Annotated in this window: 15 protein-coding genes; 7 read left to right on the plus strand and 8 right to left on the minus strand. The window is 74.8% G+C overall.

Features of this window, described 5'->3' with window-relative positions; genetic code table 11:
* Positions 1-56: 56 nt before the first annotated feature.
* Together JE024_RS31295 and JE024_RS31300 are read right to left on the minus strand one after the other, a co-directional pair.
* Complete coding sequence (locus tag JE024_RS31295; protein WP_244883281.1) at positions 57-1,298, minus strand: acyl-CoA dehydrogenase family protein; 1,242 nt, start codon at positions 1,296-1,298, stop codon at positions 57-59.
* 181 nt (positions 1,299-1,479) lie between these two features.
* Positions 1,480-1,938, minus strand: a complete 459-nt coding sequence (locus JE024_RS31300) for an RrF2 family transcriptional regulator (RefSeq protein WP_205377269.1) — start codon at positions 1,936-1,938, stop codon at positions 1,480-1,482.
* A gap of 437 nt (positions 1,939-2,375) precedes the next feature.
* On the opposite strand from JE024_RS31300, the gene JE024_RS31305 reads away from it, so the two are divergent.
* Complete coding sequence (locus tag JE024_RS31305) at positions 2,376-3,230, plus strand: glutathione S-transferase family protein (protein ID WP_205377270.1); 855 nt, start codon at positions 2,376-2,378, stop codon at positions 3,228-3,230.
* A 95-nt stretch (positions 3,231-3,325) separates the two neighbouring features.
* Here JE024_RS31305 and JE024_RS31310 read toward each other — a convergent pair whose 3' ends face one another.
* Complete coding sequence (locus JE024_RS31310; RefSeq protein WP_205377271.1) at positions 3,326-5,773, minus strand: SpoIIE family protein phosphatase; 2,448 nt, start codon at positions 5,771-5,773, stop codon at positions 3,326-3,328.
* Between the two features lie 177 nt (positions 5,774-5,950).
* Between JE024_RS31310 and JE024_RS31315 the strand changes: the two genes are divergently transcribed.
* The 3 genes from JE024_RS31315 to JE024_RS31325 all read left to right on the plus strand — a co-directional run bounded on the left by JE024_RS31315 (position 5,951) and on the right by JE024_RS31325 (position 8,478).
* Entirely contained in the window at positions 5,951-6,424 is a 474-nt protein-coding gene (locus tag JE024_RS31315; protein ID WP_205377272.1) for a VOC family protein, read from the plus strand.
* Positions 6,425-6,634: 210 nt separating this feature from the next.
* Positions 6,635-7,750 carry a glycoside hydrolase family 12 protein gene (locus JE024_RS31320; RefSeq protein ID WP_205377273.1) on the plus strand — a complete coding sequence of 372 codons (1,116 nt, stop codon included), beginning with the start codon at positions 6,635-6,637 and terminating at the stop codon, positions 7,748-7,750.
* A 71-nt stretch (positions 7,751-7,821) separates the two neighbouring features.
* Entirely contained in the window at positions 7,822-8,478 is a 657-nt protein-coding gene (locus tag JE024_RS31325; RefSeq protein ID WP_205377274.1) for a maleylpyruvate isomerase N-terminal domain-containing protein, read from the plus strand.
* Between the two features lie 39 nt (positions 8,479-8,517).
* On the opposite strand, the gene JE024_RS31330 is transcribed toward JE024_RS31325, so the two are convergent.
* Entirely contained in the window at positions 8,518-8,700 is a 183-nt protein-coding gene (locus JE024_RS31330) for a hypothetical protein (protein ID WP_147991948.1), read from the minus strand.
* A 196-nt stretch (positions 8,701-8,896) separates the two neighbouring features.
* On the minus strand, positions 8,897-10,102 hold the full coding sequence (locus tag JE024_RS31335) for a hypothetical protein (protein WP_244883282.1): 1,206 nt from the start codon (positions 10,100-10,102) through the stop codon (positions 8,897-8,899).
* Between the two features lie 409 nt (positions 10,103-10,511).
* Between JE024_RS31335 and JE024_RS31340 the strand changes: the two genes are divergently transcribed.
* The 3 genes from JE024_RS31340 (at position 10,512) to JE024_RS31350 (ending at position 14,687) form a co-directional block, all read left to right on the plus strand.
* Positions 10,512-12,920, plus strand: coding sequence for a SpoIIE family protein phosphatase (locus tag JE024_RS31340; protein WP_205377275.1), 2,409 nt, complete (start codon positions 10,512-10,514; stop codon positions 12,918-12,920).
* A gap of 196 nt (positions 12,921-13,116) precedes the next feature.
* A complete protein-coding gene (locus JE024_RS31345) occupies positions 13,117-14,145 on the plus strand; it encodes a S66 family peptidase (RefSeq protein WP_205377276.1) in 1,029 nt (342 codons plus the stop codon).
* 65 nt (positions 14,146-14,210) lie between these two features.
* Positions 14,211-14,687, plus strand: a complete 477-nt coding sequence (locus JE024_RS31350) for a MarR family winged helix-turn-helix transcriptional regulator (RefSeq protein ID WP_205377277.1) — start codon at positions 14,211-14,213, stop codon at positions 14,685-14,687.
* 137 nt (positions 14,688-14,824) lie between these two features.
* Here the strand turns inward: JE024_RS31350 and JE024_RS31355 are convergent, their stop codons facing one another.
* The 3 genes from JE024_RS31355 to JE024_RS31365 all read right to left on the minus strand — a co-directional run bounded on the left by JE024_RS31355 (position 14,825) and on the right by JE024_RS31365 (position 18,408).
* The gene (locus tag JE024_RS31355; RefSeq protein WP_205377278.1) at positions 14,825-16,141 is read right to left on the minus strand and encodes a Tm-1-like ATP-binding domain-containing protein; all 1,317 of its coding nucleotides are present in this window, start codon (positions 16,139-16,141) and stop codon (positions 14,825-14,827) included.
* A 189-nt stretch (positions 16,142-16,330) separates the two neighbouring features.
* Complete coding sequence (locus JE024_RS31360) at positions 16,331-17,623, minus strand: sugar ABC transporter permease (RefSeq protein WP_205372872.1); 1,293 nt, start codon at positions 17,621-17,623, stop codon at positions 16,331-16,333.
* A complete protein-coding gene (locus JE024_RS31365; protein WP_205372873.1) occupies positions 17,620-18,408 on the minus strand; it encodes an ATP-binding cassette domain-containing protein in 789 nt (262 codons plus the stop codon). Before JE024_RS31365 ends, JE024_RS31360 begins: the two co-directional genes overlap by 4 nt.
* Between the last annotated feature and the right edge of the window lie 29 nt (positions 18,409-18,437).

Below are 18,437 nucleotides of genomic sequence, written 5' to 3' on the forward strand. Positions count from 1 at the left end.
GCTCGACCGCGCTCCCGGTGCCTGGCGCGACGGCTCGGCCGCGGCCCGGCCGACCGTCAGCGGTGGCCCGCGAGCCGGGGCAGGCTTCCGTTCAGGTAGTGGTCCCCGATGTCGCGCAGGCTGTGGGCGGCGGAGTGACGGGCCGTCAGCACCCGTGCGTTGCGCCAGAAGCGGTCCAGGCCGGGGTCGGCCGCCGCGGGGCCGGCGCCGGGGAAGAGGCCGAGCACCCGGGTGGTGATGTGCACGGCCGACCGGGCGGTGACCGCCTCGGCCGCGCCCACCAGCGCGGCGATGTCCGCGCTCTCGTCGGCGGTCAGCTCCCGGCCGGCCGCCAGACCGTCCGCCAGGGCCGCGGTCGCCCGCTCCACGACGGAGGCCGCGGCATGGGCCTCGGTCGCCGACTCCCCGTAGGCGAGCAGGAGATACGGGTCGGTGGCGGGGCGCCCGTCCACCCCGTCGAAGAGGCGGCCGCCCTCGCGCGGATCCGCCGCCCGGGCCGCCCGGCTGATGTCCCGGGCCTCGGCGAGCGCCCCCTCCGCGGTGCCGAGGGCCACATGGCTCAGCAGCAGCCGGAGGACCAGCGGTGTGAGCGCGGTGAGCGGCGCGAGGGCCCGCTCGTCGCGCGGCACCGCTCCCACCACGTCGTCGGCCGTCACCGGTACGGAGTCGAAGACGACGCTGCCGGCGCCGGTGAGCCGCTGCCCGAGGCGTTCGGGCGCGGGGCTGACCTGGACGCCCGGGTGGGCCGGGTCCACCAGCACGACGAGCGGATCGCCGCCGGGGGCGGGGGAGGCGTCGACGACCAGGCAGTCGGCGACCGTGGCGCCGGCCTCCAGGGTGCGACAGCCGCTCAGCATCCGGCCGTTGCCCGTCGTGCGCAGGGTGAGCGGCGGGCCGGCCGCCGTCTCGGGCAGGTCGACGCCGCCGGCGAGCAGATGCCCGCCGGCCGCCGTGCGCCGCTCGAACCGCTCCGCGTCCGCCGGGGTGCCGAACAGCCGGCCGCTCCAGGTCAGGGCGTAGTGCCGGGCGAGGAGTTCGGCCACCGAGCTGTCGGCGGCCGCGAGTTCGCCCAGCACCGCGCAGGCGCCGCGCAGATCCGTCCCGCGCTCCCCGGCTCCCGGCGGCACGAGCAGGCCCGGCAGGCCCGCCTCCTTGAGGCGGGCGACCTCGTCGTACGGCGGCTTGCCCGCGCGGTCACGGGTCAGGGCGTCGACCGCGAGGTCGTCGGCGAGTTCGCTGACCACCCGCCGCCACAGCTCGTCGTCGGCCGTACGGCCTGTCCGAGTCGACGTACGCACGGCCCACCTCACAGGGAATCCCATGTTTCCTACTGGAATAGTAGGGATAGATGGTGTCAGACGTCCGGCGCGCTCCCAAGAGGGCGTTCGAGGGGTGGACACCGGGCATCCGCATTCCGGACCGTCGACGCCGCGCGCGGACGGAATGTGAGGAAACGTCAGGACGCGGGCGGCGGCCCGCTCAGGGGTTGGTCCACGCGGCCGGGTCCTCGGTCAGCGCCGAGACCCCCTCCGGCAGCCGGTCGGCGGCGATCGCCGCGATCGTGACCCCCTCCAGGATCTGCCGCACCCCCGCCCGCAGGGCCACCCACAGCGGCTGCAGCGGCTCCGCGGGCCCGGTGTAGGAGAGTTCCGGCGGCCGCACGCCCCGGACCGACACCAGCGGACCGTCCACCGCGCGGATGACGTCGGCCACGCTGATCGCCTCCGCCGGCCTCGCCAGCCAGTAGCCGCCGTTGCCGCCCCGCTGGCTGCGCACCAGCCCGCCCCGGCGCATGTCGCCCAGGATCCCCTCCAGGAACTTGTGCGGGATGTCCTGGGCCTCGGCCATCGCCTCGGCCTTCAGCGGCCCCCCGCCAGGGGCGGCGGCGAGCAGCACGGCGGCACACACCGCGTAGTCGGCCCTGGCTGAAATGCGCATGGCCGCAGTATCCCGTACGTCCCCGATGCCGGTAACCGCCCCCGGTCCCCACGGGCTCGCGTCCGCACCCTTGACGGTGCCGCCGCGCGACTCGACACTCGTCGCAGAGCCCGGCGAACCGCCGGGGGACGGACGGACGGACAGGACGTCATGAGGCATCCAGGGGCAGAACCGGGCCGCGCGCCGCGCCGGCCGCTGCTGCTCACCTGCCGCCGGCACATCGATCTCCTGCGCGTCTGCAGCGCCGCCAGTTCCTGACGGCGCCGCGGCGGCACCGTCGCCACCGCGTCCCTTTCCGGCCTCGCCCACCGTGCGACAGGCACCTTCGTGATGCCCGCACGCGCCGTCCCGGGCCCGGCCCCCCCCGTCGTCCGGCAGTGCCGCGCCGACGGGCCGCCGCATTCCCCTGTGCCCACCGATCAGCCCCAGGGAGACGCATGTCCGCCACACCCTCCGCCGCCGCGCCCGCCTTCCGCGGCCGCATCGGCTGCGACATGAGCAGCGGCCACTACGCCGCGCCGCACCGCTACCGGCTCCACCTGTCCCTGCCGTGCCCCGGCTCCCTGCGCATCGCCGTCACCCACCGGCTGCTCGGTCTCGGCGACCTCCTGCCCGTCGAGCTGCTGCCCGCCGTCCCGGACACCCCGGACGGCGGATTCACCTCGCTCCGCCCGCTGTACGAGGCCAGTTCCCACCACCACCGCGGCCCCGCAGCCGCCCCCGTGCTCAGCGACGCCTGGACCGGACGGGTCGTCAGCACCCACGCGCCCGACATCGAGCGCGACCTCGCCCTGCGCTTCGGTTCCGCCGGGCCCGAGCTCCACCCTCGGGCCGACGCGCGGCGGATCGAGGCCGTCGGCCGCCTGTGTACCGAGGGCATCGACGAGGCGGCGCAGAGCGCGGGCGAGCTGGGCATCGAGCACGGGGCCCACGCGGAACCGCTCGGCACCCTCCTCGACGCACTCGGCTCCCTCGAACGCTGCCTCGGCGAGCAGGAGTTCGTCCTCGGGGAGCGGCTCACCGCGGCCGATGTGCAGGTGTGGACCACCCTCGTCCAGCTCGACACCGTCCACCGCTGGCACCTCGACGCGGACGCCGTGGACCGGATCGCCGCCCACCCCGCCCTGTGGGCCTACGCCCGCAGGCTCGCCGCCCACCCGGCCTTCGGCCCGCTGCTCGACCTCGACGCCATCACCCGCCGCCACCACGCCCGATGTCGGGGACAGGAGGCCGCGGGCGCGGCGATGCAGATCGTCGACTGGTACGCCTCGGCGGGCCGCACCACCGCCTGACCGCCCGACGTGCCGCCCCGCCCGTCCGCCCGTCCCGCCGGGTCACCGCGCGGCGGGGCGGCCGGGCGCCGTGCGCACCCCGCCGCGCGGCGGGCTCACCCCGTCCCGTCGCGCGGCGGGTCGGGCAGCAGCTGCTCCGTCCAGACGGTCTTCCCCTCGCGGGCGTGCCGGGTGCCCCAGCGCTCCGTCAGCTGCGCGACGAGCAGCAGCCCGCGCCCGCCCTCGTCGGTGGTGCGGGCCCGCCGCAGATGCGGCGAGGTGCTGCTCGGGTCGGTGACCTCGCAGATCAGCCGGTGATGGTGGATCAGCCGCAGCGTCACCGGCCCGCCGGCGTAGCGGTAGGCGTTGGTCACCAGCTCGCTCACGATCAGCTCGGTGGTGAAGACCAGCTCGTCCAGCCCCCAGGTGGTGAGCTGCTCGGCGGTCAGCCGCCGTGCCCGTGACGGTGCGGTCGCCTCCGCCGACAGCTCCCAGGTGGCGACCAGCCGGGGCGACAGCGTCTTGGTGCGGGCCAGCAGCAGCGCCACGTCGTCGGCCGGCCGGGCGGGCAGCAGCGCGTCCACGATCTCCTGGGCCATGGTGTCGAGCGGGCGCCCGGGCCGGTCGAGACTGCGGCACAGCCGGGCGAGCCCCGCGTCCACGTCGTGGCGGGCGCCGTCGATCAGCCCGTTGGTGTACAGCGCGACGACACTGCCCTCCGGGAGGGTCAGCTCGGCGGTCTCGAACGGCAGCCCGCCCAGCCCCAGCGGCGGCCCCACGGGCAGGTCCGGCACGCTCACCTGCCCCTGCGGCGTCACCAGCACCGGCGGGGGGTGCCCGGCGCGCGCGATGCAGCACTGCCGGGACACCGGGTCGTAGACCGCGTACAGACAGGTCGCCCCCACCACCTGCTCGCCGGGGGTGCCCTCCTGGTCGGGCTCCTGCTCGCCCGCGAGCCGTGTCACCAGGTCGTCGAGATGGGACAGGACCTCGTCCGGTTCGAGGTCCAGATCCGCCAGGGTGTGCACGGCCGTGCGCAATCGGCCCATGGTCGCCGCCGCGTTGATGCCGTGGCCGACCACGTCGCCCACCACCAGGGCCACCCGGGCGCCCGACAGCGGGATCACGTCGAACCAGTCGCCGCCCACCCCGGCCGCGCCCCCGGCCGGCATGTAGCGGTGCGCCACCACGACCGCCGGGTGCACCGGCAGCTCGCGCGGCAGCAGTCTGCGCTGGAGGGCGACCGCGGTGCGCCGCTGCTGGGTGAACCGGCGCGCGTTGTCGATCGACACGGCCGCACGGGAGGCGAGCTCGCCCGCCAGCGTCAGATCGTCCTCCTCGAACGGCTCCGGCAGCCGCGACCGCCACAGGCTCATGAAGCCGAGCACCAGGCCCCGCGCGGTCAGGGGCACCACGATCAGCGAGTGCATGCCGTTGTGGCCGGACAGGTCCATGTGCTCGTAGCCCTTGGGCACGTGCGAGGAGTCGATGTACGGCTCCAGCACCGGCCGCCGGGTCGCCAGGCAGCGGGCCTGCACGGAATCGCCGGGGAAGACGTTGAGCGAGCCGACGGGGAACATCGGCAGGTCCGCCTTGGGGATCACACTGTGCAGCGCCGTCCTGCGCACCGCGCCGCCCGAGCCGTCGGCGACGGGCTCCTCGCCCCGGCTCACCTGCTCCAGCAGGTCCACCGAGGCGCAGTCGGCCAGCCCCGGCACGGCCGCCGCGGCCAGTTCGTCCGCGGTCGTCGCGACGTCCAGCGTGGTGCCGATCGCGGTGCCCGCCGCGCTGAGCAGGGCCAGCCTGCGCTGCGCCCGGTACCGGTCGGTGACGTCCTCGACCATCAGGGTGACGCCCTGCACCCTGCCCGTGGCGTCCTGCATGCGGAAGGCGGAGACGGCGACGTACCGCTCCTCGGCCGGGGCGGAGAGCAGCCGGCAGGACTGCTCCGTGAAGATCAGCGGCGTGCCGGTCTCCAGCACCTTGCGCAGCCGGTCCTCGATGAGGTCGGCGTCCTCGCGCACCAGGAAGTCGCCGATCCGGAAGCCGCGTGCCTGGTGGGGGCGGATACCGCCGATGTGCGCGACGGCCCGGTTCACCCGCAGGATCCGCAGGTCGGTGTCGTGCACCGACAGACCGATGGGCGAGGTGCGGAACAGCCCGTCCATCACCGACCGGTCGATCTCCCACTGCACCACCTCGGCGGCGGGCGCCCCGACGACGTACCACTCCCACTCCCCGCCGGCCCGCGCGACGAGCCGGGCCCGGACGCCGAAGCCGAGGGTGCCGCCGTCCCCGGCGCGCACCGGCACCACGCCGAACCAGCCGCGGTCGCGCACACACGCGGCGACGGCCTCCAGCACCGTCGCCCGGTCCGCAGGGGGGACGAGCACGTCGATCGCCGGACGTCCGAGCACCTCGGCCGCGGAGTGCCCCAGCAACTCCTCGGCGCGCTCGCTCCATCCGGTGATCAGGCCGTGCGTGTCGAGCACCACGGAGACGGCGCGACCCTGCGAGAACGGGTCCTCCGGGCTCTCACTGATCAAGGTCACGGAACCGGTCATCGCCTCCATCCTCCGCCGTGCGCCACGCCCCCGCACCCCCACCCGGGCGCCGCCGGACCGCTTCCGGGGGCGTGCCGATGAGTTCCGGCGGCCGCGTCGGTCACCACTGAGGCAGGAGCGAGACACCGCCGGCACCTCGCCGGACGCCGAGGGGCCGACCGAGAACCTGGAGCGACCATGCCGCGCATCACCCCGAATCTCTGGTTCGACACGCAGGGGAGGGAGGCCGCGGAGTTCTACGTCTCGGTCTTCCCCGACTCGCGGATCACGCACGTCTCCTACTACGGCGAGGCCGGTCCGCGCGCCGCCGGCACCGTGCTGACCGTCGACTTCGTGCTCGACGGGACGCCGTTCACCGCCATCAACGGCGGTCCGGACTTCACCTTCACCGAGGCCGTGTCCCTCCTCGTCGACTGCGCGGACCAGGAGGAGGTCGACCACTACTGGTCCCGGCTCGGGGAGGGCGGCCAGGAGGGGCCGTGCGGCTGGCTCAAGGACCGGTACGGCCTCTCCTGGCAGGTGGTGCCCGCCGCGCTGGGCGAGCTCCTGGAGGACCCGGACCCCGAGCGGGCCCAGCGGGCGATGAAGGCGATGCTCGGGATGCACAAGCTCGACGTCGCCGCGCTGCGCGCCGCGGCGGACGGCGCCTGACGGGCGGTACGGCGCCTGTTCCCCCGGGGCCCGCGGGGCGGCCCCGCCCGAGGCCCCGCGGGCGCCCGGGCGGGGTGCCGGTGGCGACAAGGGTTGAACGCACGCATCAATCGATGCGCCGTGTCTTGTCAGAGGGTCGAAACACTCCTACAGTCCGTCAGCGGTAATGGGAGCGCTCCCAAAGCACACCCCCACTGCTGAAGGGACACCATGAAGCACCGACTGCGAGCCGCCGCGACGGCCCTGCTGATGACGCTGGGCACCCTTGCCGCCCTGCTCACCGGCGCCCTGCCGGCACAGGCCGACGTGCAGATCTGCGAACAGTACGGCAGCACCGTCATCCAGGGCCGCTATGTGGTCCAGAACAACCGCTGGGGCACGGGCGAGACCCAGTGCGTCAACGCCACGGACACCGGATTCACGGTGACCCGCGCCGACGGCTCGGTCCCCACCAACGGCGCGCCCAAGTCCTACCCGTCGCTCTTCGACGGCTGCCACTACACCAACTGCGCGCCCGGCACCCGGCTGCCCAAGCAGCTCTCGACCATCGGGTCCGTGCCGACCAGCATCTCCTACGGCTTCGTCCAGAACGCCGTCTACAACGCCTCCTTCGACATCTGGCTGGACCCGCAGCCCAAGAAGGACGGCGTCAACCGCACCGAGATCATGATCTGGTTCAACCGCGTCGGCCCGATCCAGCCCATCGGCTCCCCGGTGGGCAACGCGACCGTCGGCGGGCGCACCTGGGAGGTGTGGACGGGCAACAACGGCGGCAACGACGTCATCTCCTTCGTCGCCCCCTCCGCCCTGCCGAGCTGGTCGTTCGACGTGATGGACTTCGTCGACCACACGGTCGGCCGGGGCATGGCCGCCCCGAACTGGTACCTGACCAGCGTCCAGGCCGGCTTCGAGCCCTGGCAGGGCGGGGCCGGTCTGGCCGTCCACTCGTTCTCGACCTCCGTCGAGGACGGGAACGGCGGCGGGGAGGAGGAGCCGCCCGCCGAGCCCGGCGCCTGCGCGGTGGCCTACACCCCCAACGTCTGGCAGGGCGGCTTCACGGCCGAGGTCACCGTCCGCAACAGCGGCACCGCGGCGGTCGACGGCTGGGAGCTCGGCTTCACCCTGCCCGCGGGCCAGAGCGTCACCAGTGCCTGGAACGCCGCCCTCACCCCGTCCAGCGGTGCGGTCACGGCGCGTGACAGCGGCTTCAACAGGCGAATCCAAGCGGGTGGGACGCAGTCCTTCGGCTTCCAGGGCACGTACACGGGAAGCTACGCGGAACCGTCCGCCTTCACCCTCAACGGCCGCGCCTGCACCGTGAGCTGACGGACCGCAGCCCGCACGGGCCGGGGGCCGGCGCCGACCGGCCCCCGTACCCCGCGCGATAGGGTCCCGGCATGCCGCACCGGACCACCGCACCCGCCCCGGGCCCCGTCACCGCCGAGGACGTGGACCACGCCGTACGCCTGTGCACGGACCTGCTGCGGTCCGCGGCGGACGACGCGGCGTGGGAGCGGCCGGCCGGCACCCTCACCTGGGACTGCCGCGAGACCGTGGAGCATCTCGCCGACGATCTCTTCGCCTACGCCGCCCAACTCGGCCTGCGCACCGGCCCGCCGGACCGCGAGGTGCCCTTCCGCTACGGGGCCCGCCGGCCCGGCGGGCCCGCGAGCACGGTGTTCGCCGACCCGAAGGCCGGCCGGGAGGGGCTCGTCCAGGTCGTGGAGAGCTGCGGCGCGCTGCTCGTCGCGATGGTGCGCACCACGCCGCCGGACGTCCGCGGACACCATGTCTTCGGCGCCTCGGACCCCGAGGGCTTCGCCGCCATGGGCGTCGTCGAGACCCTCGTCCACACCCATGACGTGGCCGAGGGCCTCGGGCTGGAGTGGGAACCGCCGGCTGAGCTGTGCGCGCGGGTGCTCACCCGGCTGTTCCCGGACGTGCCGGCCGGCCACGGCCCCTGGCCCGCACTGCTGTGGGCCACCGGGCGGGGCGAACTGCCCGGCCTCCCGCGCCGCACCGCGTGGCGCTGGTACGGCGAACCGGGGGCCTGAGCCCTCCGGGCGCGGCGCGGGGCCGCGGCGGCCGTACGGTCACCTGCTCCGTCGTGAGCGCGGGGCGCCCGGTCCCTCGGGCACCGCGTCGTCGGCGCCGGGCTCCGGGTCGTTCGCCAGCTCCATACGCGTGTGCTGCTGACGGGCCCGCAGGTACCCCGCGACCTCGTGCTTCATCTCGTCGTCCTTGCGGGGGCTCACCCGGTTGCTGCCTTGCTCCATGGAGGGACCTCCTCAGTGCGTTCGTGCCGTCCCCGTCACGTACCCCATCGTCGCAGAACGACACGGAACACTCGAACGGATGAGGACAGCGCCCTTGACCTGCGGTTTCGCTCCGGTCCCGAGGCCGTGCGCGGCGGAGCGGACACGGCGGTGCCCGGGCGGCCGAGGCCGTCCGGGCACCGGGGAGCGCGGGGTGTCAGGCGCCCTTCGCCGCACCCGCCCTGCCGGTCCGGCGCACCAGCACCGTCCCCGCCAGCAGGGCGGCCGCCGCCGAACTCAGCACCGCCAGGGCCTTGGCCCAGGTGAACGAGTCACCGAGGCTGCTGTTCAGCAGATCCGCGGTGCCCGCCCCGGCGAGCGCGTGGAGGGCGATGATGCCGACGGCGAGTCCCGCGGCCGCCGCCCACATCACCAGGGTGTCCCGCACCGCCAGCCACACACCGCCCACCAGGCACAGCAGGGTGACGGCGACGGACAGGGTCTCGGCGTAGCCGCCGGAACGCAGACCCGCGAGGTCGGTGGGCACATGGATCACACCGCAGGCGAACAGCGCGAGCGCGGCGGGCCAGCGCAGCACGGAGCGGAGCGCCGGCGACACGCTGTGGCCGGCCGGACCGGCGGCGAGCGCGCTGTTCAGCGCCGACGCGTGCCAGCCGCCCTGCTTCCCGGAACGCTTCTGCCGCCTGCGCCCGGTGTCCGGCGCGGCGGCCGCGGCGTCGCCCGCCGCGGGCTCCGGGGCGCGGGCCTCCCGCGGCCGGTCCGTGTCGGCCCGCCAGTCGCTGCTGTCCGTGCCCAGGATGGAGACGAGTTCGACCACGTCGTCGACCGGACGGCCGACGGCCGCCGCCCGCAGGGTGGTGCCGGCCTGGTCGAGGTCGTGGCCGGACTCCTTGAGCAGGGCCATCAACTGCCGTACCTCGTCCAGCGGACGGGCGACCGCGGCGGCACGCAGGGCGACGTCGGCGGGCCGCGACACCTCGCCCGACTCCTGGAGGCGGGTGACGAGGGCGGCGACCTCCTCCAGCGGACGCTCGGTCGCGGCCGTCCGCAGCAGGGTGTGCACCGGTTCACCGTCGTCCGCGCCGGCGTCGTCCGCACCGACCCGGGTGGTGTCCGCGTCCCGGCCCCCGGCGGGCTCGTCGCCGGTGTCCGGAGCCCGCCGGCCGGGCTCCTCCGGGGCCCCGGTGCCGGTGTCCTCGTCGTCCCGGGCGCGTGCCGGACGCGACGTCCGCCGGTCCAGGTCGTCCGGCTTCCCGGTGACCGCCACCGCGAGGGATCCCGCGGGCGGCAGAGCGGGGAGGGCGTCGACCGCGAACGGGGGTTCCGGTGCCGATGCGGTGCGGGAGGGCCGCCGCTCGTCCTCGCGGTCGGCCGTGTCGGTGCTGAAGGGGTCGGATGTCATGGCGCGGACTCCGTTCGCGGACCTTCTGTCAGGTCCGCTGGTTCGACTCGTTCGTGCTGCGCTGTTGGCGCACTGCCTCCCACTACCGCCCAGTTCGGCGCGTTGCGCCATCCGGGAACCCCGGCGCTGGGCCGACAGGGCGACGAGAGCCACGCCGCCGCCCTCCCGCGGGGCTCCCCGGCCCCCGTCCGGTACCGCCCCGTGCCGTCTTTGCCCAGCATCTGGCTCCGGGCGGCCTCCCACGGCGGCCGTATCAGATCCCGCACCCCCCGTACGCCCCGGGCCCGCGCCCCGACGGGCGGCGCCGGACCGGCTGGAGTTCAATGAAGGCTCGGGGGCCGAGCCTTCACCGCACACACCGATCGCCGACCGCCAGGTCATGGGAGCGCCCCGTGGGAATGATCGCCCAGTGAGCACCGACGGCGACGCCCCCGTGGCGGACACCCGGCACCCCGAGGGCTGCGCGCTGGTGGTGGTCGGCGCCGACGACACGATCCTCGCCTGCACCGCCGAGGCGCTCGCGCTGATCGGCGAACCGGCCGGTGCGCTCACCGGCCGCCGGGCCGGGGACCTCTTCGCGGACCCCGGCGTCTGGCCACGGCTGCGCGCCGGCGCCTCCGGCCCCTGCCCCCTCTCCGAGAGCGCGGTGCTCCACGGCAGGCCGGAGCCCGTGCTCTGCGCCCTGCTGCCCGTCGAGGGCACGGGCGACGCGCACGCCGTGCTGCGCCTGGTACCGGCCGGCACCGTCGCCCGCCGCGAGCAGAACGAGGCGCTGATGCGGGCGCTGACCTCCCAGTCGGGCATCGGCCTCGCCATCCACGACGAGGAGTTGCGGCTGCTGCGGATCAACCCGCTGCCCGAGGACGTGCAGCGGCTCATCGAAGCGGGCGGCGACGGCAGCGCCATCGGGCGCAGGCTGCACGAACTGCTGACCCCTCAGGACGCCGCCGTCATCGAGACCCAGCTCCGCCGGGTGGCCAGCACCGGGGTGCCGCTCGTCGACTTCGTCACCTCGGCCCGGCTCGTCCAGGCGCCGCACAGCGACCGCACCATCTCGCTGTCGGCGCTGCGGCTCTCCGGCGAGGCGGGCGCCGTGCACGGTGTCGCCGTCACCTTCACCGACGTCACCGAGAGCGAACGGGCGCAGCGCCGCTCCGCCCTCGTCGCCACCGCCGCCTCCGCGCTGGGCCGTTCACTGGAGACCGGCCGCAACGCCCAGGTCCTCGCCGACCTCCTGGTGCCCGCCTTCGCCGATCTGGCGTCGGTGGACATCACCGAGACCGTGCTGGTGGGGGAGGAGCCGGGGGAGTTCGCGACCGGGGCGCCGCTGCGGCGGGTGGCGGCGGTCGCGTCCGACGGCGTCTGGCCGGGCGAGCTGTACCAGCCGGGCGAGATCCTGCGCGTCCAGGGCTACGAGAGCGACCGGCTGCGGCTCGGCTCCGCCGTCATCGTCGCCGACCTCGACGCGCTGCGGCCGAGGATCACGGGCGACCCCGACCGGATCCGCCTGCTGCTGGCCGACCGGGCCGCCTCGTTCATGGTGGTCCCGCTCCAGGCCCGCGGGCATGTGCTCGGCGCCGTCGGGCTCTGGCGCGCCGGCGACCGGCCGCCCTTCGAGGCGCACGACGCCTCCGTCGCCGAGGACATCGCCTCGCGCGCGGGTCTCGCCATCGACAACGCCCGCCGCTACACCCGCGAACGCCGCACCGCCGAATCCCTCCAGCGGAGCCTGCTGCCTCGGCCCGTCCTGAAACTCACCGCGGCCGAGACCGCCGGCATCTACGTGCCCGGCCGGACGGTCGCGGGCACCGGCGGAAGCTGGTTCGACGTCATCACCCTGTCGTCGGCGCGCGTCGCGTTCGTGGTGGGCACCGTCCGGGGCCACGGGCTCGGCGCCGCGGCCGCCATGGGCAGCCTGCGCACCGCGGTCCGCACCCTGTCCGACCTCGACCCGCCGCCGGACGAACTGCTGACCCACCTCGACGACCTCGTCGTCCGCCTCGCCGAGGACGAACCACCCGGTGACACCGAGGGGTCCGTGCGCGGGGCCACCTGCCTCTACGCCGTCTACGACCCCGTCACCGCCCGCTGCCTGCTGGCCAGCGCCGGCCACGCGCCGCCGCTGCTCGCCGCCGCCGGCGGCACCACCGCGGCGGTGGACATGCCCACCGGACCGGCGCTCGGACTGGACGGCGCGCCCTTCGAGCCCGTCGAACTGGAGCTGGGCCGGGGCGACATGCTGGCGCTCACCGCCGGATCGCTCGCCGGGGACGGGACGGCCGGCACGGCACCGGTGGCGGAACACCTCCGCCGGGCCGCGGCCGAGCCGGCGCGCCCCGTGCCGGAGATCGGCCGCACCCTCCTCGTCCCCTTCCTCGCCGACCCGCCGGACGACGACGCCGCCCTGCTGCTCGCCCGGCTCGCCGTGACCCCGGAGGACTCCGTCGCCACCTGGGAGTTCCCGGCGGACGGGAAGGTGGTGGCCGAAGCACGCGCCGAGGTCACCGCCCGGCTCGCCGCATGGGGCCTGGACGAGCTCGTGTTCACCACCGAACTGATCGTCAGCGAACTCGTCACCAACGCCATCCGCTACGCCGGCGGCCCCGTCGGCGTGCGCCTCATCCGCGACCGGCGCCTGGTCCTGGAGGTCTCCGACCCCAGCCAGACCCAGCCCCATCTGCGCCGGGCGCGGCTGACGGACGAGGGCGGCCGCGGCCTGTTCCTGATCGCCCAGCTCACCCACCGCTGGGGCAGCAGGTACACGGCCCACGGCAAGACGATCTGGACCGAGCAGCAACTGCCGCCGGCCGGCGCCTGATCCGGGCCGGATACCGGAGTGGCGCGCGGCCGCCGGCTCCGGGGCGGACGGCGGGGTGGACGCCGGGGCGGCGTCCGTGGGCGCGATCCGGTGGAGACGGTGGCTCCGGGTGGGCCGTGATCCGGTGGAGACGGTGGCTCCCGGGAGGCCGCAATCCGGTGGAGACGGGCCGCGGTCGCCTGCCAGAATCCGCCGCATGCCCCTGCGCTTCCCCCAGCCCCTGCGTCCCGGTGACCGCGTCGGCGTCACCTCGCCGTCGAGCGGAGTCCCCGAGGAACTGCGCGCGCGCCTCGCCGTGGCGGTCTCCGAGGTCGGGGCACGCGGATACGAGGTCGTGACCGGTGACTGCATGGACGGCTCCGGCCACGTCAGCGCCCCCGCCGCCGACCGGGCCCGTGAGCTGACGGCGATGCTGACGGATCCCGGCATCAGGGCCGTGGTCCCGCCGTGGGGCGGGGAGACGGCGATCGACCTCCTGCCGCTGCTCGACTGGGACGCGCTGCGGGAGGCCGAGCCGACCTGGCTCGTCGGGTACTCGGACATGTCGACGCTCATGACGCCGCTGACCCTGCTCACCGGCACGGCGACGCTGCACGGCAACAACCTGATGGACACCCCCTACCGGCCGCCCGCGGGGCTGCTGTCCTGGCTGGACGTCGTGGCGGCTCCGCGCGGGCACCGCTTCACCCAGATCCCGCCGGGCCGTCACCGTGCCGCGGGCCATGACGACTGGGCCAGCGACCCGGGCGTACGCGACCTCACCCTCGACACCCCCGGCCGGTGGACCAGGCTGGACGGCGACGGGGACGTGGCAGCGGAGGGGCGTCTGATCGGCGGCTGCATCGAGACACTGAGCAACCTCACGGGCTCGCCGTATCTCGACGTCTCCGCCTTCGCGCGCGCCGAGGCGCCGGAGGGGCTCCTCGTCTACGTGGAGGCGGGTGGCGACGACGCCCTGGAGATCTGCCGCAATCTCCACGGGATGCGGCTCGCCGGCTTCTTCGACCATGCGAACGCCGTGCTCGTGGCCCGGTCGCCCGGCGCCGACGCCCCCTCGCTGACCCAGCACGAGGCGGTCCTGGACGCGCTCGGTTCCCTCGGGGTGCCGATCGTCGCGGACGTCGAGTGCGGGCACGTCCCGCCGTACCTGCCCCTGGTCAACGGAGCCCGCGGGCGGGTGGTGCTCACGGCGGAGCGCGCCGAGCTGACGCAGACGCTGGACTGACGGCCGTCCGGCGCGCGGCGGGGCCGCGCGGGGAGGGGCGGCCGCGGCCATGTACGGTGCCGGGCATGAGCGATGAGACCGCGGGAGCGACGCCGGGCTTCCTGGTGTGGCGGCTCTCGATGAAGTGGCGGGTGGCCGTCGACCGGGCGCTGGCGCCGCTCGGGCTCACCCACGCGCAGTACTCGGTCGTGGCGACCCTGCGGGGGCTCGACCGGTCCGGGATCCGGCCGAGCCAGCGCGAACTGGCCGACCACACCGGGCTGGAGGCGCTCTACGTCTCCAAGCTGGCCCGTTCCCTGGAGGCGGCCGGGATGGTGGAGCGGACCCGGGACGCCGTCGACAGCCGCGCGGTGCGGCTGGCGCTCACCGCGCGGGGGCAGGAGGTCACCGGCCGGGCCGTCGGCATCGTCCACGGGCTGATCGACACCCAGCTCGCCCCGCTCGGCGGCACGGACAGCGAGCGCACCGCGGGGTTCGTGCGCGATCTGACGGCCCTGCTGGCCGTCCCCGCGGAGGTCCCGGCGGAACCGCCGACCGGCTGACCGGCCGGGCCGGTCAGCGCCCCCGTCAGGCAGGTCGCCCCGCTCTCCGCGGGAGCGTCACCCACGGCCGCCCCCGCCCGGCGGGGGACCGTCACGCACCGGCCGCCCCGGCTCTCCGCGGGGCCGTCCCGCCCGCGTCACGCACCCGCCCCCGGCGCGCCCGGGGGCCCGCCGCGCTCCGCCGTCGGCTCGACCGGTGCCGCCCCCGGGCGGCGCGCCGCGGGGATCAGCCGGTGCAGCCGGTCCGCGGTGGACCGGCCGAACTCCTCGGTGTTGATGTGGGTGTCGTGGTCCACGACGCGCACCGCGCTGCCCTCCAGCCCGGCCCGCAGCGCGGTGAACAGGGCCCCGTCCACGGCCGGGTCGTGGTACGGCCCGCCGGGCGCGCCCAGGGTCGACAGCCCGCGCAGCGGTACACACACCTCCACCGGGCCCCGGGCCGTGCGCAGTTTGGCCGCGATCCGGCGGCCCAGTTCCTCGCACTCCCCGGGCGTCGTGCGGATCACCGAGATCGAGGGGTTGTGCACCAGCGGGTCGCGGTGGCGCAGGGCGGCGGGGACCGTCTCGGGCGGGCCGAACTTCACCATGTCCAGGGCCCCGAGGCTCACCACCTGCGGTACCCCGGCGCGCCCGGCGGCGGTCAGCCGGTCCGGGCCGGCCGTCAGGATGCCGCCGACCAGGTCGTCGGCGAGTTCGCTGAGCGTGAGGTCCAGCACCCCGGCGAAGACGCCCTGGCCCGCGAGGGACTCCAGGGTCCGCCCGCCGGTGCCGCTGACATGGAACACCAGCACCTCGTAGCCGAGTTCGGCGAGGCGGGCGCGGGCCGCGTCCACGCCGGGGGTGGTCACCCCCGCCATGCTCGCCGCCACCAGGGGCCGGCCGCCCGACGCCAGGGCGGCCGGGTGCAGGGCACGGGGCGAGGCCGCGAAGCCCTTCGCCATGCCGGCGGCCGCGTCCGCCGCGTTGGCGAGCACCGGGGCCAGCACCGGATTGATGCCGGCGATGTCGACGACGCTGTACATCATGGTGATGTCCGACGATCCGACGTAGCGCGCCACGTCGCCCGAGGCCATGGAGGACACCATCAGCTTGGGCACGCCCAGCGGGAGTCCGCGCATCGCGCGGGTGGCTATGGAGGTGCCCCCGCTGCCGCCGATCGCGAGCACGCAGTGGAGCCGGCCCCGGGCGTAGAGCCGGGAGACGATCTCCGCCGCGCCGTCCGCCATGGCGGTCACGGCCGCGCCGCGGTCCCCGGCGGCGCGCAGCGCCTCCGGGTCCGCCCCCGCCGCACGGGCCACGTCCTCGCCGGGCACGTCGGCGGCGATCCGGGGTGTGCCGAGCGCGCCGGTGTCGACGACGAGCACCTCGACCCCCTGGCCGAGCAGCCGCTCCCGCAGCCAGCCGTACTCCACACCCTTGGTGTCCAGCGTCCCCACCAGCACGACTGTCGCCATGGCCCGTACTGTTCGCGACATCCGGCCCGTCGGCAAGAGTGCCCGCACACCCCGTGCCCCGCCCACCACCGTGACCCCGGCGTCGCCCCGGGCACGCCCCGTCGCCCCGGGCACGCCGACGGGGTCCCACCCCCCGTGGGTGGGACCCCGTCGGCGTACGGGAGGCCGCCCGTGTCCGGGCGGCGGACCTCAGGCGCGGCCTGCGGTCTTCTGGGTCTTGCGGGTGATGGAGTCGATGACGACGGTGGCGAGGAGGACGCCGCCGGTGATCATGTACTGGATCGGGGTGGCGATGCCTTCGAGGGCGAGGCCGTACTGGATCGAGACGATGACCATGACGCCGAGGAGGGCGTTCCAGGTGCGTCCGCGGCCGCCGAAGAGGCTGGTGCCGCCGATGACGGCGGCGGCGATGACGTTCATGAGGAGGTCGCCGGCGCCGGCGCTCTGGTTGGCGGCGGCGATCTTGGAGGCCCAGAACAGTCCGCCGACGGCGGCGAAGAGTCCGGCGAGGGCGAAGACGGACACCCGGACGGCGGTGACGTTGATACCGGCGCGGCGGGAGGCCTCGACGCTGCCGCCGAGGGCGAAGATCTTGCGTCCGTAGGCGGTGCGGCGGAGCACGAAGTCGGTGATCACGAGCACGGCGAGGAACAGGACCAGGGCCAGCGGCAGGCCCTTGTACTGGTTGAACATCACCGCGGCGGCGAACGCGATCACCGCGAGGACGACGGTGCGCAGCACGATGTCGGACAGGGGGCGGGAGGGGACGCCGGCGGTGGCGCGGCGCTTGTTGTCGAGGAAGGAGGAGAGGAAGAAGCCGGCGACGGCGAGGGCGGCGAGGCCGTAGGCGGCGGCGACGTCGGTGAAGTAGTAGGTGGTGAGCTGTCCGACGACGCCTTCGCCGTCGAGGTTGATGGTGCCGTTCTCGCCCAGGAGCTGGAGCATGAAGCCGAGCCAGAACAGCAGGCCGGCGAGGGTGACGGCGAACGCGGGGGCGCCGATCTTGGCGAAGAAGAAGCCGTGCAGGGCGCCGATCGCGGCGCCGCTCACGAGGGCGACCAGGACGGCGAGCCATTCGTTCATGCCGTGGGTGACCGACAGGACGGCGACGATGGCGCCGGAGACGCCGGACACGGAGCCGACGGACAGGTCGATCTCGCCGAGGAGGAGGACGAAGATGATGCCGACGGCCATCATGCCGGTGGCGACCATGGTCACGGCGATGTTGGACAGGTTCTCCGCGGAGAGGAACTGCCCGTTCATGCTCTGGAAGATCACCGCGATGACGATCAGGCCGATGACGACCGGGATCGAGCCGAGGTCGCCGGCGTGGAGCTTGCGCCGGAACTCCGACAGGTAGCCCTTCAGGCCCTGCTCGCGCACCAGCAGGCGGGGGTCGACCGCGGTGACCGCGTCGTGCGCGGCCTCCGGGTTGCCGACCGGCACGTCCGCGGTGGTGGTGGTCTTGTCGATGCCGGTCACTTCTGGACCTCCGCGTTGCGCGCCGCACGGCGGGTCACGGCGTTGTCCGTGGCACCGGTGATGGCGGAGATGATCTCTTCCTGCGAGGTCGACTTCACGTCGAACACACCGTTGTTGCGGCCCAGCCGCAGCACCGCGACCTTGTCCGCGACGGCCTTCACATCCGCCATGTTGTGGCTGATGAGGATCACCGCGTGACCCCGCTCGCGCAGCCGTTCCACCAGGTCCAGGACCTGCGCGGTCTGCTCCACGCCCAGCGCCGCGGTCGGCTCGTCCAGGATCACCAGCTTCGGCGCGCCCAGCATCGAACGGGCGATCGCCACCGTCTGACGCTGACCGCCCGACAGCGACGCGATCGGGATCCGCACACTCGGGATCCGGATCGACAGCGTCTTCAGCAGCTCCAGCGCACGCCGCTCCATCTCCACCTCGTCCAGGACACCGCGCTTGCGCAGCTCCCGGCCGAGGTAGAGGTTGCCGACGACGTCGATGTTGTCGCACAGCGCGAGGTCCTGGTAGACCGTCGCGATGCCCAGGTCCTGGGCGTCGTGGGGGCGGGTGATGGAGACCTTGCGGCCCTCCCACTCGATCGCGCCCTCGTCGATCGGGTGCACACCGGCGATCGTCTTGACCAGCGTGGACTTTCCGGCACCGTTGTCACCCACCAGGGCGACCACCTCACCGGCGTGGACCTCAAGCTCTACGTCGGTGAGCGCCTGGACGGCACCGAACCGCTTGGAGACCCCGCGCAACGCCAACACGGGCGTAGCGGACACGTGAACCATCTCCTTCGCCGCCTGACCGGCGGGGATCC

It is taken from the genome of Streptomyces zhihengii, from assembly GCF_016919245.1.
Classification (GTDB): Bacteria; Actinomycetota; Actinomycetes; order Streptomycetales; family Streptomycetaceae; genus Streptomyces; species Streptomyces zhihengii.